General features: G+C 61.5%; 19 protein-coding genes. 8 read left to right on the top strand and 11 right to left on the bottom strand.

Going from position 1 to position 26,729, the window contains the following annotated elements; all coding sequences use genetic code 11:
- Positions 1–29 precede the first annotated feature (29 nt).
- Both ptsP and nagE read left to right on the top strand, forming a co-directional pair.
- Positions 30–2,543, top strand: coding sequence for a phosphoenolpyruvate--protein phosphotransferase (gene ptsP, locus I5961_RS05100; protein WP_227234545.1), 2,514 nt, complete (start codon positions 30–32; stop codon positions 2,541–2,543).
- A gap of 23 nt (positions 2,544–2,566) precedes the next feature.
- A complete protein-coding gene (gene nagE / locus I5961_RS05095; protein ID WP_227234543.1) occupies positions 2,567–4,282 on the top strand; it encodes an N-acetylglucosamine-specific PTS transporter subunit IIBC in 1,716 nt (571 codons plus the stop codon).
- A 398-nt stretch (positions 4,283–4,680) separates the two neighbouring features.
- Here the strand turns inward: nagE and I5961_RS05090 are convergent, their stop codons facing one another.
- On the bottom strand, positions 4,681–4,992 hold the full coding sequence (locus tag I5961_RS05090) for a YqfO family protein (RefSeq protein ID WP_085697250.1): 312 nt from the start codon (positions 4,990–4,992) through the stop codon (positions 4,681–4,683).
- 5 nt (positions 4,993–4,997) lie between these two features.
- On the bottom strand, positions 4,998–8,894 hold the full coding sequence (gene purL, locus I5961_RS05085) for a phosphoribosylformylglycinamidine synthase (RefSeq protein WP_227234542.1): 3,897 nt from the start codon (positions 8,892–8,894) through the stop codon (positions 4,998–5,000).
- Between the two features lie 285 nt (positions 8,895–9,179).
- On the opposite strand from purL, the gene mltF reads away from it, so the two are divergent.
- Entirely contained in the window at positions 9,180–10,640 is a 1,461-nt protein-coding gene (gene mltF, locus I5961_RS05080; RefSeq protein WP_227234540.1) for a membrane-bound lytic murein transglycosylase MltF, read from the top strand.
- Positions 10,641–10,693: 53 nt separating this feature from the next.
- Here mltF and pdxJ read toward each other — a convergent pair whose 3' ends face one another.
- The 8 genes from pdxJ to lptF form a co-directional block, all read right to left on the bottom strand.
- A complete protein-coding gene (gene pdxJ, locus I5961_RS05075) occupies positions 10,694–11,437 on the bottom strand; it encodes a pyridoxine 5'-phosphate synthase (protein ID WP_227234539.1) in 744 nt (247 codons plus the stop codon).
- A 39-nt stretch (positions 11,438–11,476) separates the two neighbouring features.
- On the bottom strand, positions 11,477–12,163 hold the full coding sequence (gene recO / locus I5961_RS05070; protein ID WP_085702536.1) for a DNA repair protein RecO: 687 nt from the start codon (positions 12,161–12,163) through the stop codon (positions 11,477–11,479).
- A 155-nt stretch (positions 12,164–12,318) separates the two neighbouring features.
- Complete coding sequence (gene era, locus I5961_RS05065) at positions 12,319–13,221, bottom strand: GTPase Era (RefSeq protein ID WP_011332590.1); 903 nt, start codon at positions 13,219–13,221, stop codon at positions 12,319–12,321.
- A complete protein-coding gene (gene rnc / locus I5961_RS05060; RefSeq protein WP_011332589.1) occupies positions 13,214–13,903 on the bottom strand; it encodes a ribonuclease III in 690 nt (229 codons plus the stop codon). The genes era and rnc overlap by 8 nt, the downstream gene beginning before the upstream one ends.
- Positions 13,904–14,085: 182 nt before the next feature.
- The gene (lepB, locus tag I5961_RS05055) at positions 14,086–14,940 is read right to left on the bottom strand and encodes a signal peptidase I (RefSeq protein ID WP_085697246.1); all 855 of its coding nucleotides are present in this window, start codon (positions 14,938–14,940) and stop codon (positions 14,086–14,088) included.
- Positions 14,941–14,949: 9 nt separating this feature from the next.
- Positions 14,950–16,746, bottom strand: a complete 1,797-nt coding sequence (gene lepA, locus I5961_RS05050) for a translation elongation factor 4 (protein WP_085697245.1) — start codon at positions 16,744–16,746, stop codon at positions 14,950–14,952.
- Between the two features lie 172 nt (positions 16,747–16,918).
- Positions 16,919–17,980 carry an LPS export ABC transporter permease LptG gene (gene lptG / locus I5961_RS05045; protein ID WP_085697244.1) on the bottom strand — a complete coding sequence of 354 codons (1,062 nt, stop codon included), beginning with the start codon at positions 17,978–17,980 and terminating at the stop codon, positions 16,919–16,921.
- On the bottom strand, positions 17,973–19,094 hold the full coding sequence (gene lptF, locus I5961_RS05040) for an LPS export ABC transporter permease LptF (RefSeq protein WP_085697243.1): 1,122 nt from the start codon (positions 19,092–19,094) through the stop codon (positions 17,973–17,975). Before lptF ends, lptG begins: the two co-directional genes overlap by 8 nt.
- A 307-nt stretch (positions 19,095–19,401) precedes the next feature.
- Between lptF and I5961_RS05035 the strand changes: the two genes are divergently transcribed.
- The 5 genes from I5961_RS05035 (at position 19,402) to rlmF (ending at position 25,985) form a co-directional block, all read left to right on the top strand.
- Positions 19,402–20,892: a leucyl aminopeptidase gene (locus I5961_RS05035; protein ID WP_227234537.1), complete on the top strand. Its 1,491-nt coding sequence runs from the start codon at positions 19,402–19,404 to the stop codon at positions 20,890–20,892.
- Between the two features lie 60 nt (positions 20,893–20,952).
- Complete coding sequence (locus I5961_RS05030; RefSeq protein ID WP_085697241.1) at positions 20,953–21,381, top strand: DNA polymerase III subunit chi; 429 nt, start codon at positions 20,953–20,955, stop codon at positions 21,379–21,381.
- 8 nt (positions 21,382–21,389) lie between these two features.
- Positions 21,390–21,782: a DNA polymerase III subunit chi gene (locus I5961_RS05025; RefSeq protein ID WP_085697240.1), complete on the top strand. Its 393-nt coding sequence runs from the start codon at positions 21,390–21,392 to the stop codon at positions 21,780–21,782.
- 200 nt (positions 21,783–21,982) lie between these two features.
- A complete protein-coding gene (locus I5961_RS05020; protein WP_227234535.1) occupies positions 21,983–24,829 on the top strand; it encodes a valine--tRNA ligase in 2,847 nt (948 codons plus the stop codon).
- 133 nt (positions 24,830–24,962) lie between these two features.
- The gene (rlmF, locus tag I5961_RS05015; protein WP_085698561.1) at positions 24,963–25,985 is read left to right on the top strand and encodes a 23S rRNA (adenine(1618)-N(6))-methyltransferase RlmF; all 1,023 of its coding nucleotides are present in this window, start codon (positions 24,963–24,965) and stop codon (positions 25,983–25,985) included.
- A 124-nt stretch (positions 25,986–26,109) separates the two neighbouring features.
- Here the strand turns inward: rlmF and I5961_RS05010 are convergent, their stop codons facing one another.
- A complete protein-coding gene (locus I5961_RS05010; protein WP_085698560.1) occupies positions 26,110–26,391 on the bottom strand; it encodes an HU family DNA-binding protein in 282 nt (93 codons plus the stop codon).
- Between the last annotated feature and the right edge of the window lie 338 nt (positions 26,392–26,729).

Raw genomic sequence — 26,729 nt, 5'->3', positions numbered from 1 at the left:
ACCGAACGTTTTCCTGATGAGACCGAGCCATGCACAACAACAATAAAGAGCTGACTTTAAGCGCCCCGCTCAGCGGCCCGGTGCTCACGCTCGCCAAAGTCCCGGACGCGGTGTTCGCCAGCGGCGCGATGGGCGACGGCATTGCCATCGATCCGCTGAACGATACCTTGTATTCGCCCTGCGCCGGCGTGGTGATCCACGTCGCCCGCACCGGCCACGCACTGACCGTGCGCGCTGACAACGGCGCCGAGCTGTTGTTGCACCTCGGCCTGGACACGGTGGAGTTGCAGGGCGAAGGGTTCTCGATGCTGGTCAAGGAAGGCGCGCGGGTCAGCAGTGGCCAGCCGTTGTTGCGCTATGACCTGGACAAGGTCGGCCGCCAGTGCAAAAGCCTGGTCAGCCTGTTGATCCTGACCAACAGCCAGGATTTCCAGGCGCGCCCCATTACGCTGAAAACGGTGAAGGTCGGTGAACCTCTGCTGCACATCGTCGCTCGTCGCAGCGTTGCGGCGAACATCGAAGAACCTGGCGGTCCGGTAGTTCACGGTCACGTGCGGATCGCCCATCGCGGTGGTCTGCATGCACGCCCGGCGGCGTTGATCCGCCAGACAGCGCAAGGTTTCAAGAGCCAGTCGCAGCTGCATTTCGCCGGCAAATCGGCGCCGTGCAACAGCCTCATCGGTTTGATGGGCCTGGCGATTGGCGAGCAGGACGAAGTGCAGGTCAGTTGCCAGGGCCCCGACGCACAGGCGGCGTTGCAAGCCTTGCTTACCGCATTGGCCACCGCCCTGCCCGAAGATCATCATGCCGCCGCGCCGGTTGCCTCCGCCCCACGTAATCGTCCGGCCGAGGCTGGCGTGTTGCACGGTGTTTGCGCCGCACCGGGCCTGGTCGGCGGGTCGCTGTTTCGCTTGAACGCAATCAGCCTGCCAGCCGACAGTGGCAATCATCAGCCCGAGCAACAGTTGCAGATTCTCGACACCGCGCTGAATCAGGTTCGCAGCGAAATCAACAGCACCCTCGCCCAGGCGAAAAAACAGCGTAATGCCGACGAAGAAGCGATTTTCGCCGCGCACCTGGCCTTGCTGGAAGACCCGGCCCTGCTCGACGCTGCCCAGCAATCAATTGAAACCGGCACGGCGGCGACCCACGCCTGGAGCCAATCCATCGATGCGCAATGCGAGGTACTGCAAAACACCGGCAGCCCGCTGCTGGCCGAGCGCGCCAACGATCTGCGCGACCTCAGGCAACGGGTGCTGCGCGCGCTGCTTGGCGAAGCCTGGCACTACGACGTGCCGGCCGGCGCCATTGTCGCCGCCCACGAACTGACGCCGTCGGACTTGCTGCAACTGAGCGCGCAAGGTGTAGCGGGCTTGTGCATGGCTGAAGGTGGTGCGACTTCCCACGTGGCGATTCTGGCCCGAGGCAAAGGCCTGCCGTGCATGGTTGCACTGGGCTCGGCGCTGCTCGACCAAGCACAAGGCCAATCGGTGGTCCTCGACGCCGACGGCGGTCGCCTCGAACTGACGCCGAATGCCGAGCGTCTGGCCGAGGTCCAACAAGCGCAAATCGACCGACAGCAACGGCGCAATGCCCAGCAAGCCAAAGCCCATCTGCCCGCCGAAACCCGCAACGGCGTCGCTATCGAAGTGGTCGCCAACGTCGCCTCCAGCCATGAAGCGGCGGATGCATTTGCCAACGGCGCCGATGGCGTCGGCCTGCTGCGTACCGAGTTCCTGTTCGTCGACCGCCACACCGCACCGGATGTAGAAGAGCAACGCGCCGCCTATCAAGCCGTGATCGATGCCATGGGCGACAAGTCGGTAATCATCCGCACCATCGACGTCGGCGGCGACAAACAACTCGACTACCTGCCACTGCCGGTCGAAGCCAACCCGGTGCTCGGTCTGCGCGGTATTCGTCTGGCCCAGGCCCGCCCGGAAATCCTCGATCAGCAACTGCGCGCCCTGCTGCAAGTCAGCCCGTTGCAGCGCTGCCGGATCCTGTTGCCGATGGTGACCGAAGTCGACGAACTGCTGCACATCCGCCAGCGGGTCGATGCGCTGTGTCTGGAGCTGGGCATCAATCAACGTCCGGAAATCGGCGTGATGATCGAAGTTCCGGCCGCTGCGCTGCAGGCTGAACAACTGGCCGAGCACGCGGACTTCCTGTCCATCGGCACCAACGACCTGTCGCAATACACCCTGGCCATGGACCGCGACCACGCCGGCCTCGCCGCACGGGTCGATGCCTTGCACCCGGCGCTGCTGCGCCTGATCGCCATGACCTGCGACGGCGCGGCGCTGCATAAACGCTGGGTCGGCGTGTGCGGCGCCCTCGCCTCGGATCCGCTGGCGACGCCGGTGTTGATCGGCCTGGGCGTGACCGAACTGTCGGTGAGCCCGGTCCAGATCGGCGAAATCAAGGACCGCGTGCGCCAGCTGCACGAAGCCGAATGCCAACGCCTCGCCCGGGACTTGCTCAAGCTGAGCAGCGCCGCCGCGGTGCGGCATGCCTGTCATCAACACTGGCCTCTGCGCTAACAAAAACAACAAGGACAAACGCCATGTACCAACTCTTCATCGAAGGCCTGCAACGCCTCGGCCGAGCGCTGATGCTGCCGATCGCGATCCTGCCGATTGCCGGCCTGCTGCTGCGCCTGGGCGACACCGACCTCCTGAACATCGCGATCATCCACGACGCCGGTCAGGTGATCTTCGCCAACCTGGCGATGATCTTCGCCATCGGCATCGCGGTCGGGTTTGCCAAGGACAACAACGGCACCGCCGGCCTCGCCGGGGTGATCGGTTACTTGGTGATGATCTCCACCCTCAAGGTGCTCGACGCGAGCATCAACATGGGCATGCTCGCCGGGATCGTCAGCGGCCTGATGGCCGGCGCGCTGTACAACCGTTTCAAGGACATCAAGCTGCCGGAGTACCTGGCGTTCTTCGGCGGCCGGCGCTTCGTCCCCATCGTCACCGGTTTCAGCGCGGTCGGCCTGGGCGTGCTGTTCGGCTACATCTGGCCGCCGATCCAGCACGGCATCAACAGCTTCGGCACCCTGCTGATGGAAAGCGGCAGCTTCGGCGCCTTCGTCTTTGGCGTGTTCAACCGCCTGCTGATCGTCACCGGCCTGCACCATATCCTCAACAACATGGCGTGGTTCGTGTTCGGCAACTTTACCGACCCGACCACCGGCGCACTGGTCACCGGTGACTTGTCCCGCTATTTCGCCGGCGACCCGAAAGGCGGCCAGTTCATGACCGGCATGTTCCCGGTCATGATCTTCGGCCTCCCCGCCGCCTGCCTGGCGATGTACCGCAACGCCCTGCCGGAGCGGCGCAAAGTCATGGGCGGGATCTTCCTGTCGATGGCCCTGACCGCGTTCCTCACCGGCGTCACCGAACCCATCGAATTCGCCTTCATGTTCCTCGCACCACTGCTGTTTCTGCTGCATGCGCTGCTGACCGGCCTGTCGATGGCAATCACCAATGCGCTGAACATCCACTTGGGCTTCACCTTCTCCGGCGGTTTCATCGACATGGTGCTGGGCTGGGGACGCTCGACCAACGGCTGGCTGGTGGTGCCGGTGGGCCTGGTTTATGCGGTCATGTACTACGCGGTGTTCGACGTCTGCATTCGCCGCTTCAACCTGAAAACCCCGGGACGCGAAGACGTCGCCACCGCAGACAAAGCGGTCCTGACCGAAAACGAACGCGCCGGCGCTTACATCAAGGCACTCGGTGGCGCGGAGAATCTGGTGACTGTCGGCGCATGCACCACGCGGCTGCGCCTGGAAATGGTGGATCGCAACAAAGCCTCGGACGCCGATCTGAAAGCGCTGGGCGCGATGGCCGTTGTGCGTCCGGGCAAGGGCGGGAGCTTGCAGGTGGTTGTCGGGCCGATGGCCGACAGCATTGCCGACGAAATCCGCCTGGCAATGCCCGCATTGGGCCGAACCGTAATGGCTGCCCCTGTCGACGTCGTTGAAACCAGCGAGCCCGTCACAGTCTCCACACCCCAGGCCCAGCAATGGCTGACTGCTCTGGGCGGCAGCGACAACGTGCTGCAACTGGACTGCATCGCCATGAGCCGGATTCGCCTGCAACTGGCCGATGGCAAGGCGCTGTCGGAAAGCCGATTGAAAGAGCTTGGATGTCTGGGTGTGAGCGCACTGGAAGATGGCGTATGGCACTTGCTGGTGGGCGAGCGGGCGCAGAGTTTGAGTGCGGCGCTGGAGGGGTTGGTTAATCGGAGTGAGGTGAGTGCGAAGGTTTAGGTCCACCACTCAACACGATGAGCGTTAGCTCGAGTAAGGCTCTTGATCTTTTGGCCCCATCGGCAGGCTGAGTGGAGGGATTTATCCGGGGGTGGGAGCGCAGCGACCGTGCGGCGCAGCCGCATGCATCGAGAGGAGGTGCAGCGAAGCAAACCGTAGGCGATGCCCCCGGATGAATCCCGGAACGAAGGAACGCCGAGCCACAGCGAGGCGCCGAACGCAGGGGCCCAGCGTTTTTGGTTACTTTTTTGGCGTTTGAAAAAAGTGACTCGCCGTAAGGGCGAAACCGCCAGCAGCAACACCCGAAGAAACGGATATTCACTCAATCCCCCCAAAAAAACCAAAAAACCCGCTGAAATCACTCTCAGCGGGTTTCCCGTTTCAGCAGCCAAGGAGGATCAAAAATCCTCCAGTCGCCACACTTCATAAGCCGGCGTCTCGTAGGGATGGCTCAACTTAAGAGCCGCCACTACCGAGTGAATCAACTCATCGCCAACAACAAGCTCAACCTTCCACTCCTCGACCCGCTCAACCTGCCCCGCCTCGCCAATGAACGGCTGACTGCCGTCCAGAGGCCGAAACTGACCAGATCCAAGCACCTGCCAGGCACAGTGGTCATAGTCACCGATCCGCCCGCCACCGGCCGCGAATACGGCGTCCTTGACCACCTCGACATGGCTGTCGGGAACAAAAAACGCAAGCTTGTACACAGCGCTTAGTTCACCCACACACGAGCGTTACGGAACATGCGCATCCAAGGAGCGTCTTCGTTCCAGTCTTCCGAACGCCACGAGTTCTGCACGGCGCGGAACACACGCTCCGGGTGCGGCATCATGATCGTCACGCGACCGTCGCGGCTGGTGAGGCCGGTGATCCCGCGCGGCGAACCGTTCGGGTTGGCCGGGTAGGCTTCGGTGACCTTGCCGTGGTTGTCGACGAAACGCATCGCCACGCAACCGGACAGATCGGCTTCAAGCAGTGCCTCTTCGCTTTCGAATTCGGCATGGCCTTCACCGTGAGCGATAGCGATCGGCATGCGCGAACCGGCCATGCCCTGCAGGAAGATCGAGTTCGATTCCTGAACCTGAACCATCGCCACGCGCGCTTCGAACTGCTCGGAGCGGTTGCGCACGAAGTGCGGCCAGAACTCGCTGCCCGGAATCAGCTCGTGCAGGTTGGACATCATCTGGCAACCGTTGCACACGCCGAGGGTGAAGCTGTCGTTACGTTCGAAGAAGCCCTGGAACGCATCGCGGGCACGGCTGTTGAACAGCGCGGATTTGGCCCAGCCTTCACCGGCGCCGAGAACATCGCCGTAGGAGAAGCCACCGCAGGCCACCAGACCTTTGAACTCGTTCAGGTCGACGCGGCCGGCCAGAATGTCGCTCATGTGCACGTCGATCGCGTTGAAACCGGCGCGGTCGAACGCGGCTGCCATTTCCACCTGACCGTTGACGCCCTGCTCACGCAGTACGGCGACCTGTGGGCGGATGCCTTTCTTGATGTAAGGCGCGGCGATGTCTTGGTTGACGTCGTAGCTCAGCTTGACGCTCAGGCCCGGGTTGTCTTCTTCCAGCAACGCATCGAACTCTTGCTCGGCGCAGTCGGCGTTGTCGCGCAGACGCTGGATCTGGTAGCTGGTCTCGGCCCACTGACGTTGCAGCAGACGACGCTGGCCTTCGAACACGGTGTCACCGTTGAAGGTGATGTTGATCTGGCCGTTGTTGATCGGTTGACCGATCACGGAAACGCATTCGCCCAGACCGGCAGCGCTGAATTGCGCAAGGATGCCCGGAGTGGCGTCCTGGCGAACCTGGATCACGGCACCCAGTTCTTCGTTGAACAGGATGGCGGCGATTTCTGCCGAGGATTCAGCAACGCTGTCGAGGTTCAGGCTCAGACCGCAGTGGCCGGCGAAGGCCATTTCCACCACGGAGGTCAGCAGACCACCGTCGGAACGGTCGTGGTATGCCAGCAGGTGACCGTCGGCATTGAGGCCCTGGATCACCGCGAAGAAGGCTTTCAGGTCTTCGGCGTCGTCGACGTCCGGGGCCTGCTTGCCGAGCTTGCCGTGAACCTGAGCGAGGATCGAGGCGCCCATGCGGTTCTGGCCGCGACCGAGGTCGATCAGGATCAGGTCGGTGGTGCCCTTGTCCATGCGCAGTTCCGGAGTCAGGGTCTGACGGATGTCAGCCACTGGCGCAAAACCGGTCACGATCAGGGACATCGGCGAGGTGACGGTCTTGTCTTCGCCGTTGTCGTTCCAGCGGGTGGCCATGGACATCGAGTCCTTGCCCACCGGAATGGTCAGCCCCAGCTCAGGGCACAGCTCCATGCCGACCGCTTTCACGGTGTCATACAGACGCGCGTCTTCACCCGGGTGGCCGGCAGCGGACATCCAGTTCGCCGACAGTTTGATGTCGGAGAGCTTGTTGATGCGCGAGGCGGCAATGTTGGTCAGGGTTTCGCCGATGGCCATGCGACCCGACGCCGGAGCGTCCAGCAGCGCCAGCGGAGTGCGCTCGCCCATCGCCATCGCTTCACCGGTGTAGAAGTCGAAACTGGTGGCGGTAACGGCAACGTCAGCCACCGGAACCTGCCATGGGCCGACCATCTGGTCACGGGCCACGAGGCCGGTGATGGTGCGGTCGCCGATGGTGATCAGGAAGCTTTTGCTCGCCACGGCCGGGTGATGCAGGACGCGCTCGATGGAATCGGCGATGTCGAGGTTCGACGGATCGAAGTCATCGCCCAGCTCGGCTTCGCGAACCACCGAACGGTGCATGCGCGGCGCCTTGCCCAGCAACACTTCCAGTGGCATGTCCACCGGGTTGTTGCCGAAGTGGCTGTCGGTCACGGTCAGTTGCGGCTCGGCGGTGGCTTCACCGACGACGGCAAACGGGCAACGCTCGCGTTCGCAGATCGCCTTGAAGCGCTCGAAGTCGGCCGGGCCGACTGCCAGAACGTAACGTTCCTGGGATTCGTTGGACCAGATTTCGTGCGGGGCCATGCCCGGCTCGTCGTTTGGAATGTTGCGCAGTTCGAAACGGCCACCGCGGTCGCCGTCGTTGACCAGCTCCGGGAAGGCGTTGGACAGTCCGCCCGCACCCACGTCGTGGATGAAGCTGATCGGGTTCTTGTCGCCCAGCTGCCAGCAACGGTCGATGACTTCCTGGCAGCGACGTTCCATTTCAGGGTTTTCACGCTGAACCGAAGCGAAATCCAGATCCGCCGAGCTGGTGCCGGTGGCCATGGAGGAGGCAGCGCCGCCGCCCAGACCGATCAGCATCGCCGGGCCGCCGAGCACGATCAGCTTGGATCCGACGACGATCTCGCCTTTCTTGACGTGCTCTTCACGGATGTTGCCCATGCCGCCAGCGAGCATGATCGGCTTGTGGTAACCGCGCACTTCGTCACCGTGCGGGGTAGTGATCGATTGTTCGAAGGTACGGAAGTAGCCGGTCAGGGCCGGACGACCGAATTCGTTGTTGAACGCAGCACCGCCCAGCGGGCCTTCGATCATGATGTCCAGCGCGTTGACGATGCGCTCAGGCTTGCCGTACGGCACTTCCCACGGCTGTTCGAAGCCCGGGATCTGCAGGTTCGACACGGTGAAGCCGGTCAGGCCGGCCTTCGGCTTGGCGCCACGACCGGTTGCACCTTCGTCGCGGATCTCGCCGCCGGAACCGGTGGACGCGCCCGGGAACGGAGCGATAGCGGTCGGGTGGTTGTGGGTTTCGACCTTCATCAGGATGTGCACCGGCTCCTGCACCGCGCCGTACTGGCGGGTTTCCGGATCCGGGAAGAAGCGGCCGGCGACGTTGCCGACGATCACCGAAGCGTTGTCCTTGTAAGCGGACAGCACGCCTTCGCTGTGCATCTGATAGGTGTTCTTGATCATGCCGAACAGGCTTTTTTCCTGGCTCTCGCCGTCAATATCCCAACTGGCGTTGAAGATCTTGTGGCGGCAGTGCTCGGAGTTGGCCTGGGCGAACATCATCAGTTCGATGTCGTGGGGGTTGCGCTTGAGACCGTTGAAGGCGTTGACCAGGTAGTCGATCTCGTCTTCGGCCAGGGCCAGACCCAGTTCGACGTTGGCTTTTTCCAGCGCGGCGCGACCACCGCCGAGGATATCGATGGCGGTCAGCGGCTTCGGTTCGGCGTGGCTGAACAGACCGGCAGCCTGTTCGAGGTTGCCCAGAACGATCTGGGTCATGCGGTCATGCAGTACGTCGGCGATCTGCTGCGCGTCGGTTTCGCTGAACTGACCGGCCACGTAGAACGCAATGCCGCGCTCCAGGCGCTGGATCTTGTTCAGGCCGCAGTTGCGGGCGATGTCGCTGGCCTTGCTCGACCATGGCGAGATGGTGCCGAAACGCGGCAACACCAGGAACAGACGACCGGTCGGCTCTTGAACCGGAACGCTTGGACCGTACTTCAGAAGGCGCGCAAGCACCTGCTGTTCGTCGCCGGTCAGGACGCCGGTGACTTCGGCGAAGTGAGCGAATTCAGCATACAAGCCACTGACAGCCGGAACCTTCTGGCTCAGTTGCTCAAGGAGTTTGCTGTGGCGAAAGGCAGAAAGGGCAGGAGCGCCGCGCAGGATCAACATCTTCGGGACAGCCTCGGGAAGGGGTGTGCTTTGAGGCCGTGCATTCTAGCCTAAACCGCCCTCAACATCACCCGAAACGCTACGCACGGTTGCACCCGGATGTCGAGTGGTGTTCCTGCCTTGAGGGTCAAATTTAACGGCTGCAGGAACGCCGGTTATTTTTTCTGTCACAAAATGCCTTTCGGGCCCGTTCCTGCGGGGTTTCGAGCGGTTTTGTGATCCCTAGCAGACAACCCCGCAACTGTCGAGATATGGCGCCCGTTGTCCTTTGCGTATACTGCGCACATGTTTTCCCCAACGGCTTTGCGTCCGCGGTACGCCAGATGGCTGATCGCTACCGGACTCTTCCTGATGCTCAGTGGCTGTGTTGATAAACCCAACACACTCGAGCGCGTAAAGGAGGATGGCGTGCTGCGGGTGGTCACCCGAAACAGCCCCGCCACCTACTTTCAGGATCGCAGCGGTGAAACCGGCTTCGAATACGAGCTGGTGAAGCGCTTCGCCGACGATTTGGGGGTAGAGCTTAAAATCGAAACCGCCGACAACCTCGACGACCTGTTCAACCAGATCGGCAAGCCGAACGGCCCGGTGCTGGCGGCCGCCGGTCTGGTCAGCAGCGAACAGCGCAAGAAACAGGTGCGTTTCTCCCGCTCCTACCTCGAAGTCACTCCGCAGATCATCTACCGCAACGGCCAGTCGCGCCCCACCGACGCCAGCGATCTGGTAGGCAAGAAGATCATGGTGCTCAAGGGCAGCACCCACGCCGAACAACTGGCGGAGCTGAAACAGAAATATCCTGCCATTCAATACGAAGAATCCGACGCCGTTGAAGTGGTCGACCTGCTGCGCATGGTCGATGAAGGTCAGATCGACCTGACCCTGGTCGATTCCAACGAAGTGGCGATGAACCAGGTGTACTTCACCAATATCCGCGTGGCCTTCGACCTCGGCGACGCCCGCAGCCAGAGCTGGGCCGTGGCTGCTGGTGAAGACAACAGCCTGCTCAACGAGATCAACAGTTATCTGGACAAGGTGCAGAAGAACGGCACCCTGCAACGTCTGAAAGACCGTTATTACGGGCACGTCGACGTCCTCGGCTACATGGGTGCCACCACCTTCGCCCAACATTTGCAGCAGCGGCTGCCCAAATACGAACAGCACTTCAAGGCCTACGCCAAGAAAGAAAAAGTCGACTGGCGCCTGCTCGCGGCCATCGGTTACCAGGAATCGCTGTGGCAACCGGCGGTCACGTCGAAGACCGGCGTGCGCGGCCTGATGATGCTGACCCAGAACACCGCCCAGGCCATGGGCGTATCCAACCGCCTCGATCCGAAGCAGAGCATCATGGGTGGCGCCAAGTACCTGGCCTACATGAAGGATCAGCTCGACGAGTCGATCCAGGAGCCGGATCGCACCTGGTTTGCCCTCGCGGCCTACAACGTTGGCAGCGGTCATCTGGATGACGCGCGCAAACTGGCGGCCAAGGAAGGGTTGAACCCGGACAAGTGGCTGGATGTGAAAAAGATCCTGCCGCGTCTGTCGCAGAAACAGTGGTACAGCAAGACCCGCTACGGCTACGCCCGGGGCGGCGAACCGGTACATTTCGTGGCGAACATCCGACGCTACTACGACATCCTCACCTGGGTGACCCAGCCGCAGCTTGAAGGCGATCAAGTGGCCGAAGGCAACCTGCATGTGCCGGGGATCGACAAGTCGAAGCCCGCTCAAGAGCCCGCTCCGCTTTAACCCATCCCCAAAACAAATGTGGGAGCAAGTTTGCTCCCACAGGATGTTGATACTTAGTGTTTGGCAGCCGCCACAATCAGCGCTTTCATCTCCGACACCGCCGACTTGAAGCCGACGAACAACGCGTGTGCCACCAACGCATGGCCGATGTTCAGCTCGTTGATGCCCTTGATCGCGGCCACGGCCTCGACGTTGTGATAGTGCAGGCCATGGCCGGCATTGACGATCAGGCCCTGGGCCAGACCGAACGCCACGCCATCCGCCACACGCTTGAGTTCTTGCGCCACCTCGCTTGGCGTTTCAGCATCGGCATACCGCCCGGTGTGCAGTTCGATGGCCGGTGCGCCGACACGCTTCGACGCCGCGATCTGCCGCTCGTCGGCGTCGATGAACAGCGACACTTCGCTGCCGATCTTCGACAGACGCTCGACCGCCGCTCTGATTCGCTCCTCCTGCCCCGCCACATCCAGACCACCTTCGGTGGTCAGTTCCTGACGAGTTTCCGGCACCAGGCAGATGTGCGCCGGACGAATGCGTTCGGCGAACGCCATCATTTCTTCGGTGACGCCCATTTCGAAGTTCATGCGGGTTTGCAGCACGTCCTTGAGCAGCAGGACGTCGCGCTCCTGAATGTGTCGACGGTCTTCGCGCAGGTGCACGGTGATGCCGTCGGCGCCCGCCTCTTCCGCGTCCAGCGCAGCCTTGACCGGATCCGGGTAGCGCGTACCACGGGCCTGACGCAGGGTGGCGACGTGGTCGATGTTCACGCCAAGAAGAATGCGATTGCTGGTGGTCACGGATGCGCTCCTGAATGGAAAGATTCGGCGCACAGCATATCAGGGCTTGCGAAACAGCTCGCGACTGACGAGAGGACGACCGCCCAGATGCACGGCCAGCGCTTGTCGCATCAAGCGTTTGGCGGCGGACAACGCGCCGGGGGCCGACCAGTCGGCCTCGGCCATGGCCAGCAGTTCAGTGCCGTTGAACAGGCCGGGTTGCAGCAGATAGACCCGTTCGAGTCCGGCATCCACCTGCAAACGGTAGAGACCATCCGCAGCGATGGGTTGGTCGTTGATGTCGGTGTTCAGGGAAAAACCGTAACCAAGGTCGTCGAGCAGCCGCCATTCGAAGGATCGCAGCAGTGGCTCCAGTGGCCGGCCTTCAGCTAAAGCCAGCAAGGTAGCAGCGTAATGATCGAACACCGCCGGGTGCGGGTCTTCGGCGGGCAGCAGGCGAATCAACAATTCGTTGAGATACAGGCCGCTGAATAACGCCTCGCCGACCATCCACGTTGCGTTGCCGACACTTTCCATCCGCCCGACGTTCTTCAACTCACCCTTGCCGCGAAACTCCACTTCCAGCGGCACGAACGGCCGCGCCAGTGTTCCGGCCTTGCCCCGCGCACTGCGCAATACCGCCCGCAGCCGACCTTGCGGCGTGAGGAAGTCCACCAAGGCGCTGGTTTCGCGGTAGGCGCGGGAGTGCAGGACGTAGGCGGGTTGGGCGGGAGGCGCTTGAGACATGGACTTCTCGTTGAGGGAAACGCGGTTTACTCATCACCCAAAACCAGTGTGGGAGCGAGCTTGCTCGCGAAAGCGGTGCAACAGTCAACATCTATGCCGAATGTTACATCGTCTTCGCGAGCAAGCTCGCTCCCACAATGGATCGATGTATTGCTTTACAGGTCGCCGTAACCCAGCGAACGCAGCGCACGCTCGTCGTCGGACCAGCCGCCCTTCACCTTGACCCACAGGTTGAGCATGATCTTGGAGTCGAACAGCAACTCCATGTCCTTGCGCGCCTCGGTGCCGATGCGCTTGATACGCTCGCCCTTGTCGCCAATGATGATTTTCTTCTGGCCGTCACGCTCGACGAGAATCAACGCATGGATGTGCAGCGTCGCGCCCTGCTGCTTGAACTCTTCGATTTCCACGGTGATCTGGTACGGCAGCTCGGCACCGAGCTGGCGCATGATCTTCTCGCGCACCAGTTCGGCGGCGAGGAAGCGGCTGCTGCGGTCGGTGATCTGGTCTTCCGGGAAGAAGTGATCGTTCTCCGGCAGATGGTCGGCGATGACCTTTTCCAGCGCATCGAGGTTATGCCCTTGTTGCGCCGAAATCGGAATGATCTGCGCGTTCGGCAGCTGTTCCTGCAACCACGACAGATGCGGCATCAGCTCGGCCTTGTCTTCGATGCGGTCGGTCTTGTTCAGCGCGACGATCAACGGGCCGGTCACGTACTGCACGCGCTCCAGAACCATCTGGTCTTCTTCGGTCCACTTGGTGCGATCGACTACGAAGATCACCACGTCGACGTCTTTCAACGCCGCCGAAGCGGTCTTGTTCATGTAGCGGTTCAGGGCCTTTTCGCCACCCTTGTGCATGCCGGGGGTGTCGACGTAGATCGCCTGCACGTCGCCCTCGGTCTTGATCCCGAGCATGTTGTGGCGAGTGGTCTGCGGCTTGCGCGAGGTGATTGCCAGCTTCTGGCCGAGGATGTGGTTCAGCAGCGTGGACTTGCCCACGTTGGGACGGCCGACGATGGCAACATAGCCACAGCGCGTTGCGTTTGTATCAGTCATTGCCATTCTCCACACCCAGGGCAATCAGTGCTGCGGCGGCCGCTACCTGTTCGGCAATACGACGGCTCACACCCTGACCTCGGCTTTTTTCATTCAATAGGACAACTTCGCACTCGACGAAGAAGGTACGGCAGTGCGGCTCGCCCTGTATATCCACCACTTCATAGCGCGGCAGTTCACAGCCGCGCGATTGCAGGAATTCCTGCAGGCGAGTCTTCGGATCCTTGTTGGTATCGACCAGCGTCAGGCCTTCGAACTCACCGGCCAGCCAGGCCAGTACGCGCTCGCGGGCGACTTCCATGCCGGCGTCGAGGTAGATTGCACCGATCAGTGCTTCCAGGGCGTCGGCCAGAATCGACTCGCGACGGAAACCGCCACTCTTCAACTCGCCGGAACCCAGACGCAGGTAATCGCCCAGATCGAAACCGCGGGCCAGCACCGCCAGCGTCTCACCTTTTACCAGCCGTGCGCGCAAACGCGACAACTGGCCTTCGCGAGCCAGCGGGAAACGGTCGAACAGGGCTTCGCCGGCAACAAAGTTGAGGATCGCATCGCCGAGGAATTCCAGACGCTCGTTGTTGCGTCCGGCAAAGCTGCGGTGCGTGAGGGCCAGGACCATCAGTTCCTGGTCCTTGAAGGTGTAACCGAGCTGGCGCTCGAGACGGCTTAGAGAAACGCTCACGGTTTACCCACGCTGAGTTCGTGGCTGGATTCCACCGCCATCGCCGGGATACGGCGCAGGCCTGGGACAATTAACGCTGTGTTCAAAAATGACGTCCTGAATATCGTGGCTTCATGCCCTGGAGCCGGTTGTGCCGACGCCAGAAATGCATTCGGCGCTGTGGTCAACAGCGCCGTGTTTGTTTACTTGATCAGGCCGACCCGCGAGAAGTTCGGCAGGTGGCTGAGTTTCGGTTCCGGCCAGCTCATCCAGACCGCGAAGGCTTTGCCGACGATGTTCTGGTCGGGAACCATGCCCAGCAGATCCTTGGGAATGTTTGGATCATCCCAGTAGCGACTGTCGTTCGAGTTGTCGCGGTTGTCGCCCATCATGAAGTAGTGTCCGGCCGGCACGGTCCAGCTATGGTCCGGCGTAGCGCGGTAGCGGCTCATTTCCTTGCGGATCAGGTGCTCGGCGGCGCCGAGTTTTTCCTTGTAGAGTTCCGCACTGCCGAGGGTGCCCGGCTCGGAGCCGACCATTTGCTCGGCAATCGACTCGCCATTGACGAACAGACGCTTGTCGGCGGTGTACCGCACGGTGTCGCCCGGCAGGCCGACGACACGCTTGATGTAGTTGACGTTCGGATCGCTCGGGTAGCGGAATACCATCACATCGCCGCGCTGCGGATCACCGACTTCGATGATCTTCTTGTCGATCACCGGCAAACGGATCCCGTAGGAAAACTTGTTCACCAGAATGAAGTCGCCGACGTCCAGGGTCGGTTTCATCGAGCCGGACGGAATCTGGAACGGCTCCACCAGAAACGAACGCAGCACCAGCACGATGAACAGCACCGGGAAGAACGACTTGCCGTACTCGACCAGCAGCGGTTCCTTGTTCAGCTTCTCGACCACCATCACATCAGGCTGGCTGACGCTGCCCTGATAGGAGGCGATGGCAGCACGCCGACGCGGTGCCAGGATCAACAGATCGAGCAACGCCAACAGACCGCAGACGAACACGGCAATGACCAGCAACAGCGGGAAATTTAGTGACATAGGACCTGACTATTCCAACCTGAGCACGGCGAGGAAGGCTTCTTGTGGGATTTCCACGTTGCCGACCTGTTTCATGCGTTTCTTACCGGCCTTCTGCTTCTCAAGCAGTTTTTTCTTACGGCTGACGTCGCCGCCGTAGCACTTGGCCAATACGTTCTTTCTGAGCGCCTTGACGGTTGTCCGGGCGACGATCTGACCGCCAATGGCAGCCTGGATGGCCACGTCGAACATCTGACGAGGAATCAGTTCTTTCATCTTCTCGGTCAACTGGCGACCTTTGAAGTGCGAATTGTCACGGTGCACGATCAGCGCCAGAGCGTCGACCTTGTCGCCGTTGATCAGCACGTCCAGTTTCACCAGATTAGCCGATTGGTAGCGATCGAAATGGTAGTCCAGCGAAGCATAGCCGCGGCTGGTGGATTTCAGACGATCGAAGAAGTCCAGGACCACTTCGTTCATCGGCAGGTCGTAGGTCACCTGCACCTGATTGCCGAGGAACAGCATATCCACCTGCACGCCGCGTTTTTCGATGCACAGGGTGATGACGTTGCCCAGGTGCTCCTGCGGTACCAGGATGTTGGCGCGCACGATCGGCTCGCGCATGTCTTCGATCGACGAGACATCCGGCAGCTTTGACGGGTTGTCGACGTAAATCGTTTCACCGGTTTTCAGCACCAGCTCGAAGATTACGGTTGGCGCCGTGGTGATCAGGTCCAGGTCGTATTCGCGCTCCAGGCGCTCCTGGATGATCTCCATGTGCAGCATGCCGAGGAAGCCGCAACGGAAGCCGAAGCCCAGTGCGTCGGAGCTTTCCGGGGTGTATTGCAGCGACGAGTCGTTCAGGGTCAGTTTCTGCAGCGCTTCGCGGAAGTCCTCGAAGTCGTCGGAGCTGACCGGGAACAGACCGGCGTAAACCTGCGGCTGGATGCGTTTGAAGCCTGGCAGCACCGGAACGTCCGGAGTGGAGCTCAGGGTCAGGGTGTCACCGACCGGCGCACCGTGAATGTCCTTGATGCTGGCGATGATGAAGCCCACTTCGCCGGCTTTCAGGTCAGCGGTGGCGGTGTGCTTCGGGTTGAACACGCCAACGCTGTCGACCAGATGCACCTTGCCGGTGGACTTGACGAGGATCTTGTCGCCCTTCTTCACGCGGCCGTGACGCACGCGTACCAGGGAGACAACGCCCAGGTAGTTGTCGAACCAGGAGTCGATGATCAACGCTTGCAGCGGATCTTCGATGTTGCCGGTCGGCGCAGGAATGGTGGTAACCAGACGCTCCAGAACCTCGTCGACACCCAGGCCGGTCTTGGCGCTGCAGGTGACGGCGTCGGTGGCGTCGATGCCGATGATCTTCTCGATCTCGTCCTTGACGCGGTCGGGCTCGGCCTGTGGCAGGTCGATCTTGTTCAGCACCGGCATAACCTCGAGGCCCTGCTCGATGGCGGTGTAGCAGTTGGCCACGGACTGGGCTTCAACACCCTGCCCCGCATCGACCACCAGCAACGCGCCTTCACACGCGGCCAGGGAACGGCTGACTTCGTAGGTGAAGTCGACGTGACCCGGGGTGTCAATGAAGTTCAGCTGGTAGGTGATGCCGTCTTTGGCCTTGTAATAGAGGGTGACGCTGTGGGCCTTGATGGTGATCCCGCGCTCACGCTCCAGTTCCATGGAGTCCAGGACCTGGGCTTCCATTTCACGCTCGGCCAGGCCGCCGCACATCTGGATGAAACGGTCAGCCAGCGTCGACTTGCCATGGTCAATGTGGGCGATGATGGAGAAATTGCGGATATGACTCAAATCACTCACGGATCAACACTCAAAAAGGCTGCAGGCTTGGCCCGCCGAAAAATAGCCGGGAATTGTACCTGATACACGGCGCAAGCGTCACGTTCGCCTGTCACCCGGATTGCATGCAAAAACGCCCCGATCTGACGACCGAGGCGTTTCCAAGGCTAAAGCGTGGGTGAAACCTTGTTCATCAACCGGCTCGACGCAACAGCCAGACACCCGCCAGCGCACATACGCCAGCCGGCACCAGCACCGCGAACAGCGGCGAGAACCCGAACACCAGACTGGATGGACCCAGCAGATCCTGAACGATGCGGAAGGTGAAACCCACCAGCACACCGGTGAATACCCGCTGACCGAGGGTCACCGAACGCAACGGACCGAAGATGAAGGAGATCGCCATCAGTACCAGGGCAGCGGTCACCAGCGGCTGCAACACCTTGACCCAAAATGCCAGCCAGTAACGACCGTTGCTCAGGCCCTGATCGGCCAGGTAGTGGATATAACCCCACAGGCCGGTGATCGACAGCGATTCCGGCGCCATCACCACAGTGCTCAGCAATTGCGGGCTCAGCGAGACATCCCAACGCTCGACCGGTGTATTGACCACTTCGGTACTGCGCTCGTGGAATCTGGTGGTCGTTACGTCGGTCAGCTGCCAGTGATCGGTATCGAACTCGGCGCGCTTGGCGAAGCTGGAGCTCAGCAGATGACGCTCTTTGTCAAAGTGATAGCGAGTCACGCCATACAGGCGACCGTTGGGCTGTACGGAGTTGATGTGAATGAACTCCTCGCCCTGGCGGTGCCACATGCCGTGCTTGGCGCTTTGCGCGTCGCCGCTGCCTTGCGCCAGCGAACGGTTGGCCTGGGCCATGCTTTCGGTGACCGGCGCCACGTACTCGCCGATCAGCACACCGGCCAGCATCAGCACCAGCATCGGTTTCATTACCGCCCAGACGATGCGCCCGATGGACACACCGGCAGCGCGCATTACCGTCAGTTCGCTGCTGCTCGCCAGACTGCCGAGGCCGATCAGACAGCCGATCAGCGCCGCCATCGGCAGCATGTCGTACATGCGGCGTGGCGCGGTCAGGAGCACGAAACTCAGGACATCGACCAGGGTGTAGGTGTCACTGACGTCGCCCATCTCGTCGATGAACGCGAACAAGGTCGCCAGGCCGAGAATGATCGCCAGCACTGCGATGATCGCAATGAATACGCTGCTGCCGATGTAGCGGTCGAGTTTAACCACGGGCCACCTCCAGCGCAGCGCTGCGACGGCTGGCCAGCTTCAGGCGCAGAGGTTCCCAGTACAACAGGCCCAGGCCGATGAACAGGAAGATCGCGTGCACCCACCACAAACCGAGCGACGGTGGAATCTTGCCTTTTTCAAGGGCGCCGCGGGCGGCAATCAGGATGGTCAGGTAAGCCATATAAAGAAGAATCGCCGGCAGCAGCTTGAGGAAACGCCCCTGACGCGGGTTGACCCGCGACAGCGGCACCGCCATCAGGGTCACGATGAACACCAGCAACGGCAGCGACAGGCGCCATTGCAATTCGGTTTTCGAGCGGATGTCGTCGCTGCCCAGCAAAGACGAGGTCGGCATGGCGTCACGGTCGGTGACTTCCTCGCTGACATCCGGCTTGGGCAGCAGCACGCCGTAGGTTTCGTAGTGGATGGCGCGATAGTTGGCCTGACCCGGGCTGCCGTCGTAGCGGTAGCCGTTGTCGAGGATCAGGTAGCGGTTGCCGTCGGGACGCACTTCCTGACGGCCCTTTTCTGCCACCAGCACGGAAATGCCGCGATCCTTCTGGTTGGCGCCGAGGTTCTTCTGCGAGATGAACACGCTGCCGAGGTTGACCCGATCGTCGCTCAGGGTTTCGGTGTAGGTCACCCGCGTACCGTCGCGCAGGGCCTGGAAACGGCCGGGCTCGAGGGTGTCGAACTCGGTCAGGGCGTCCTGCTTGTTCAGCAGCAGCTGGAACTGGTTGGCGCCTTGCGGGGCCAGGCTCAGGCTCAGCCATGCCACCACCAGCGCCACCAGGGTGGCCGGGAACAGGGTCATGCGAAACAGACGCTGCTGACTCATGCCGGTGGCCGAGAGCACGGTCATTTCGCTTTCCAGGTACAACCGGCCGTACGCCAGCAGGATCCCGAGAAACAGGCCCAGCGGCAGGATCAGTTGCAGGAAGCCCGGCAGACGGTAGCCCATGATCAGGAACAGCGATCCCGGATCGAGCTGGCCCGCAGCGGCCTGGGCGAGGTATTTGATGAAGCGACCGCTCATGATGATGACCAGCAGCACGGCGCTTACCGCACTCAGGGTCAACAGGACTTCGCGGGACAGATAACGGAAGACGATCAAACCAGACACTCCAGGGTTGTCAGGCTAAGGCGGCCAAACAAGCAAACGTATCGACGGGCCCGCAAGGCAGAGCCGTCGAAAAAAGATGCGGCATTATCCTGTGATTGAGGGCGCCTGTCACTGCACACACTCACGCAAGCATGCAATCCGTTGAAGATCGTACAACCGAGGGTTGTCAGGCGCGGTGAGCGAGGTTCAAACTGCCGCCTCTGTCGCGGGCACTGGCCTGCGCCTCTTCTCTCTATAAGCAGGCGACGGCGGACACGTCGAACGCCTGCGTGTTGACCATTCATTCAGGGATCCGGACATGGAACTGGTTGTAAAAAGCGTTAGCCCAGAAACGTTGAAAACCGCCACCCTGGTGGTTGCTATCGGCGAAGGCCGCAAACTCGGTGTTGCCGCCAGGCAGGTCGACGAACTGAGCGGCGGCGCCATCAGCGCCGTGCTCAAGCGTGGCGACCTGGCCGGCAAGGTCGGTCAGAGCCTGTTGCTGCACAGCCTGCCGAACCTGAAAGCCGAACGCGTGCTGCTGGTCGGCGTGGGCAAGGATGAAGAACTGGGCGACCGTCCGTTCCGCAAGATCGTCGCCGGCATCCTCAACACGCTTAAAGGCCTGGGTGGCAGCGACGCCGTGCTGGCGCTCGATGAAATCATCGTCAAGAACCGCGACAGCTACGGCAAGACCCGACTGCTGGCCGAAACCCTGATCGACGGCGAATACACCTTCGACCAGTTCAAGAGCCAGAAAGCCGAACCGCGCGCCCTGAAGAAGATCACTCTGCTGACCATCAAGGCCGCTCAGGCCGAAGTGCAGCGCGCCGTGAACCACGCCACTGCGATCGCCAACGGCATGGCGTTCACCCGCAACCTGGGCAACCTGCCGCCGAACATCTGCCACCCGACTTTCCTGGGCGAACAGGCCAAGAACCTCGGCAAAGAGTTCAAGGATCTGAAAGTCGAAGTCCTCGACGAGAAGAAGATCAAGTCGCTGGGCATGGGTTCGTTCTACGCCGTCGGCCAGGGCAGCGCCCAGCCGCCGCGTCTGATCGTCATGCAATACAACGGCGGCAAGAAATCCGAGAAGCCGTACGCGCTGGTCGGTAAAGGCATCACCTTCGACACCGGCGGCATCAGCCTGAAGCCGGGCGCCGGCATGGACGAGATGAAGTACGACATGGGCGGCGCCGCCAGCGTGTTCGGTACCCTGCGCGCCGTGCTGGAACTGAAACTGCCGATCAACCTGGTGTGCATCCTCGCCTGCGCCGAGAACATGCCGAGCGGCACGGCTTCGCGTCCGGGCGACATCGTCACCACCATGAGCGGCCAGACCGTGGAAATCCTCAACACCGACGCCGAAGGCCGTCTGGTGCTGTGCGACGCCCTGACCTACTCCGAGCGCTTCAAGCCGCAAGCGGTAATCGACATCGCCACCCTGACCGGTGCCTGCGTCGTTGCTCTGGGCGCCCACACGTCAGGCCTGCTGGGCAACAACGACGAGCTGATCGAGCAACTGCTGAGCGCCGGCAAGGCTGCCGACGACCGCGCCTGGCAACTGCCGCTGTTCGATGAGTACCAGGAGCAACTGGACAGCCCGTTCGCCGACATCGCCAACATCGGCGGTCCGAAAGCCGGCACCATCACCGCCGCCTGCTTCCTGTCGCGCTTCACCAAAAAACTGAACTGGGCACACCTGGACATTGCAGGCACCGCCTGGACCAGCGGCGGCAAGGACAAGGGCGCCACTGGCCGTCCGGTTCCACTGCTGACCCAATACCTGCTGGACCGCGCCAAAGCCTGAAACCGATGACTGCGGGCGGCGCCTTTCTTGAGAGGCGCCGCTTTCAGCTCAGGAACCGCAATGACCAAAGTCGACTTTTATATCCTGCCCAGCGCCGATCCTTCGGCTCGCCTGGACTTTGCCTGCAAGCTCACCGAGAAAGCGTGGCGCATGGGCCACCGCATCTACCTGCATTGCAGCGATGCCGCCCAGCGTGATGATCTCGATGCGCGGCTGTGGGCGTTCAAGGGCGAAACCTTCGTGCCTCACGGCCCGGCTGAAAGCGAACCGGAAGGTTTGATCGTGTTGGGATTGGGCGATGACTGCGGCCAGCACGCGGACTTGCTGGTCAACCTCGACCTGAAAGTCCCGGCTTTCGCCAACAAATTCGCCCGGGTGGCGGAGGTTGTGGTGGAAGATCCGACGATTCGCACTGCGGCGCGGGAGAGTTTCCGTTTCTACCGCGAACAGGGCTATCCTCTGCAAGACCACCGTTTACAGCGACTCTGAGTACGCCGATGGACACTCCAAAACCGCTGCAAAAACCCGCGCACCTGCTGGATGATCTCGAGTCGATCCGCCAGTTGCTCGGTGATGACAACCTGCAACCGCCGCTGCTGACCGACACGGTCGATGATGGCGAACAGGAACAGATTCCGATGTTGTTCGATTCGATCGACAACACACCGCAAGCCGCCGAAGCTGCACCCCCGCCGACGCCTGCCCCGCAGCCTGCCGCTGCACCTGTGGATAAAGGTCCCGACGCGCTCCTGCACCTGGACAGCGAACTGCGCGCCGCCGCGCAACTGATCATGCAGGACGTGATCGACGATTTCGCACCACACATCGAAACCGAAATCAAACGTCGCCTCGAGGCGCGGATGGAACGGCTTCTCGGCCAGTATGAATAATCCCCCCGATCTCCTGTAGGAGCTGACTGGCCAGCGACAGCATCACGGCGGCTTTCCTGAAAAACCGCGCCGCCGCCATCGCTGGTCAGCCAGCTCCCACATTTAGCCCTCCACCCGGCCCGCCCCGCTCGCCCTGCGCCCCATGCCCCGCTATACTTCCCGGCTTTTCCTGAATAAATGCCAATAGGGTCCCGCCGCGCATGGATAAGACCTACCAGCCGCACGCCATTGAAACTTCCTGGTACAACACCTGGGAGTCCGAGAACTACTTCGCCCCGCAAGGCGCGGGCGACTCCTACACCATCATGATCCCGCCGCCGAACGTCACCGGCAGCCTGCACATGGGTCACGGTTTCAACAACGCGATCATGGACGCCCTGATCCGTTTCCGCCGCATGCAGGGTCGCAATACCCTGTGGCAGCCGGGCACCGACCACGCCGGTATCGCCACGCAGATGCTGGTGGAGCGTCAACTCGAAGCTCAGGGCCAGAATCGCCACGATCTGGGCCGCGAGAAATTCCTCGAAAAAGTCTGGGAGTGGAAGGATCAGTCCGGCGGCAACATCAGCCGTCAGATCCGCCGCCTCGGCTCGTCCGTGGACTGGAGCCGCGAGCGCTTCACCATGGATGACGGCCTCTCCGAAGCCGTTAAAGAAGCGTTCGTGCGCCTGCACGAAGACGGTCTGATCTACCGCGGCAAGCGCCTGGTCAACTGGGACACCAAGCTGCACACGGCGATTTCCGACCTCGAAGTGGAAAACCATGACGAGAAAGGTTTCCTGTGGAACCTGAAGTACCCGCTGGCCGACGGCGCGAAAACCGCTGAAGGCAACGACTTCCTGATCGTCGCGACCACCCGTCCGGAAACCATGCTCGGCGACTCCGCCGTCGCGGTGAACCCGAACGACGAGCGCTACAAAGCCCTGATCGGCAAGTTTGTCGAGCTGCCGCTGGTCGGCCGCCGCATTCCGATCATCGCCGACGATTACTGCGATCCTGAGTTCGGCACCGGCTGCGTGAAAATCACCCCGGCCCACGATTTCAACGACTATGAAGTCGGCAAGCGCCACAACCTCCCGCTGCTGAACATCTTCGACAAGAACGCCAACGTGCTGCCGGCAGCGCAAGTGTTCAACCTCGACGGCACGCTGAACGACAGCATCGACGGCAAGATTCCGGCCGAGTACGCCGGCCTCGAACGTTTCGAGGCACGCAAGCAGATCGTGGCCGCGTTCGACGCGGCCGGCCTGCTGGTCAGCGTCGACGATCACAACCTGAAAGTGCCGAAAGGCGACCGCTCCGGCACCGTCATCGAACCGTGGCTGACCGACCAGTGGTACGTGTCCACCAAACCGCTGGCCGAGCCTGCGATTGCTGCCGTTGAAGACGGCCGTATCCAGTTCGTGCCGAAGCAGTACGAAAACATGTACTTCTCGTGGATGCGCGACATCCAGGACTGGTGCATCAGCCGTCAGCTGTGGTGGGGCCACCGGATTCCGGCCTGGTACGACGAGTCGGGCAAGGTCTACGTGGGTCGCGACGAAGCCGAAGTGCGCACCAAGCACAACCTCGGCCCGGACGTTGCGCTGCAACAGGACAACGACGTGCTCGACACCTGGTTCAGTTCGGGCCTGTGGACCTTCTCTACCCTGGGCTGGCCGGAAAAGACCGAGTTCCTGAAGAAATTCCACTCCACCGACGTGCTGGTCACCGGTTTCGACATCATTTTCTTCTGGGTCGCCCGGATGATCATGCTGACGATGCACCTGATCAAGAACGAGGACGGCACGCCGCAGGTTCCGTTCAAGACCGTTTACGTACACGGTCTGGTGCGTGATGGCCAGGGCCAGAAGATGTCCAAGTCCAAGGGCAACGTCCTGGACCCGCTGGACATCATCGACGGCATCGAGCTGGAAACCCTGGTGCAGAAGCGCACGTCCGGCCTGATGCAGCCGAAGCTGGCGAAGAAGATCGAGAAGCAGACCCGCGAAGAGTTCGCCGACGGCATCGCCAGCTACGGCACCGACGCCCTGCGCTTCACCTTCTGCTCGCTGGCCTCCACCGGTCGCGACATCAAGTTCGATATGGGCCGCGTCGAAGGCTATCGCAACTTCTGCAACAAGATCTGGAACGCCGCGCGTTATGTTCTGGACAAGGGCGAAGACTGCGGCCAGAACGGCGAAGCCTACGAGCTGTCGCTGGCAGACCGCTGGATCATCTCGCAGTTGCAACGCACCGAAGCCGAAGTGACCCGTCAACTGGATCAGTTCCGTTTCGACCTGGCGGCGCAAGCGCTGTACGAGTTCATCTGGAACCAGTACTGCGACTGGTACCTGGAACTGTCCAAGCCTGTGCTGTGGGACGAAAACGCGCCGGTCGAGCGTCAGCGCGGTACCCGCCGCACGCTGGTTCGCGTACTGGAAGTGGCGCTGCGTCTGGCGCATCCGTTCATGCCGTTCATCACTGAAGAAATCTGGCAGCGCATCGCGCCGCTGGCCGGCATTCAGGGCAAGACGATCATGCTGCAACCCTGGCCGGTGGCCAACGAAGAGCGCATCGATCCGGCGGCCGAAGACGACATCGAATGGCTCAAGGGCCTGATGCTCGGCACGCGCAACATCCGTGGCGAAATGAACATCGGCCCGGGCAAACCGCTGCCGATCTACCTGAAAAACGTCACCGCCGAAGATCAGCGCCGCCTGACCGAAAACGAAGCGCTGCTGAAGAAGCTGGCGCGTCTGGAATCGATCACCGTGCTGGCGGCCGGCGAAGAAGCGCCGCTGTCTGCCACCGCGCTGGTTGGCGAGATGGAAGTGCTGGTGCCGATGGCCGGCCTGATCGACAAGAACGCCGAGCTTGCACGTCTGGACAAGGAAATCCTGCGCCTGCAGGGCGAAGTCCAGCGCGTTGGCGGCAAGCTGTCCAACGCCGGTTTCGTTGACAAGGCCCCGGCCGAAGTCATCGAGAAGGAACGCGCCAAACTGGCCGAAGCCGAACAGGCTCTGGCCAAGCTGGCCGAGCAGCACGCGCGGATTGCCAGCCTGTAACGGCAAATCGCACTGAAAAAGGGAGGCCCGCAACGGCCTCCCTTTTTTGTGCCCGGCACTTTTCCGGCCAACAACGCAGCGCCCTGTGGGACAATAGCCGCCACTTTCAGCCCTACCCGAATCGACCACGCCCATGAACGCCCCACGTACACCGAAACCTGCGCGCAAGAAGCCTGACTCCGCCACCCCGGCCAAGCCCGTGGAACCGCGTAAAGAAGCCAGCCTGCACCCGCGCAATCGCCATCAGGGTCGTTACGACTTCCCGGCGCTGATCAAGACCACGCCGGAACTGGCGAAGTTCGTGATCACCAACCCGTACGGCAAGGAAAGCATCGACTTCGCCAGTCCCGATGCGGTGCGTGTGTTCAACCGGGCGCTGCTCAAATCGTTCTACGGCATCCAGCATTGGGACATCCCGGCCGATTATCTGTGCCCGCCGGTGCCGGGCCGTGCCGACTACATCCACTTTTTGGCGGACCTGCTGGCCAGCAACAACGATGGCGTGGTTCCGCGCGGTGCCATCGTCAATGTGCTGGATATCGGCATGGGCGCCAACTGCGTGTATCCGCTGATCGGTCATAGCGAATACCGCTGGCACTTCCTCGGCTCGGAGATTGATCCGACCGCCGTGGCCGCCGCCAGGGCCATCGTCCAGTCCAACAACCTGAACAAGGTCATCCAGCTGCGCCAGCAGGAAAACCGCAAGCACATCCTGATCGGCCTGCTGGAGCCCGGCGAGCGCTTTGACCTGACCATGTGCAACCCGCCATTCCACGCGTCGATGGAAGAAGCCACCAAGGGCAGCGAGCGTAAGTGGCGGGCCCTGGGCAAGGCCGATCCGAAGCGCAAATTACCGGTGCTGAACTTCGGCGGTCAGTCGGCCGAGCTGTGGTGTGAAGGTGGCGAGGCGCGCTTCGTGACGCAACTGATCGCCGAAAGTGCGAACTTTGCGCACAAGGTGTTGTGGTTCAGCACCCTGGTCTCGAAAGCCTCGAACCTGCCTGCCATCGAAACCGCGCTGAAAAAGGCCGGCGCGCTGGAAAGCCAGGTGGTGGAAATGTCCCAGGGGCAGAAGCAGAGCCGCTTCGTCGCCTGGACCTTCCAGACCAAGTCCGAACAGCAGATCTGGCGGCGCGAGCGCTGGGTTCGCAAGTAATACGCTTCAACCAGGGCGGCGCTTGAGCGCAAAGCAGCCGCCGCTACTGCTGAAACACAAACAGCAGGCGCAAAAAAACCGTGCCCGGATCGCTCCGGTGCACGGTTTTTTTTATCGCTGCGTCTTACTTGTTCACAGCGTCGGTCAGGCCTTTGGCCACAACCATCTTGACCACTTTCTTGGCAGGGATTTCGATGGCAGCGCCAGTCGACGGGTTACGGCCAGTGCGGGCAGGACGCTCGGTCACTTTCAGCTTGCCGATACCTGGCAAAGTGATTTCGGCACCGTTTTCCAGCTGATCGGCAACGATTTGACCCAGTTGGTCCAGAGCGGCACGCGCGGTGGCTTTCGGCGCGTCGATAGCTTCAGCGATGTCGGCGATCAGTTGGTCTTTAGTAAGAGCCATGTAGTGTTCCTTCCCTATCAAATTCATATGGATTGCAGAGTGCAGTGTCAGCCATCGAGCCCGATCTTCTGGATCTGGCACCCTCGGCGATAACCACGACGAGTCGGGGTTATAGATGCCGAAATCAAGGTTTGGTTCGACCTGACAAAAGCTGAATGCATGCTTGTCGCGGTGACTTCGCACAAGACCGGGCAAAACTAGCACAGAGACAAGGAAATATCCGCCTCTAGCTAGCCAAATGGTCAGGTTTATTGCGCTAAATCGGTAAATAAATGCATAAGGGCCGTCGGGTGACCCGGATTTGCCCTTCACCCCGCGCCAAATCCAGTGGTTGCGGT

Source organism: Pseudomonas sp. IAC-BECa141 (genome assembly GCF_020544405.1).
Lineage (GTDB): Bacteria > Pseudomonadota > Gammaproteobacteria > Pseudomonadales > Pseudomonadaceae > Aquipseudomonas.
This window is presented reverse-complemented; position numbering and strand designations above follow the sequence as displayed.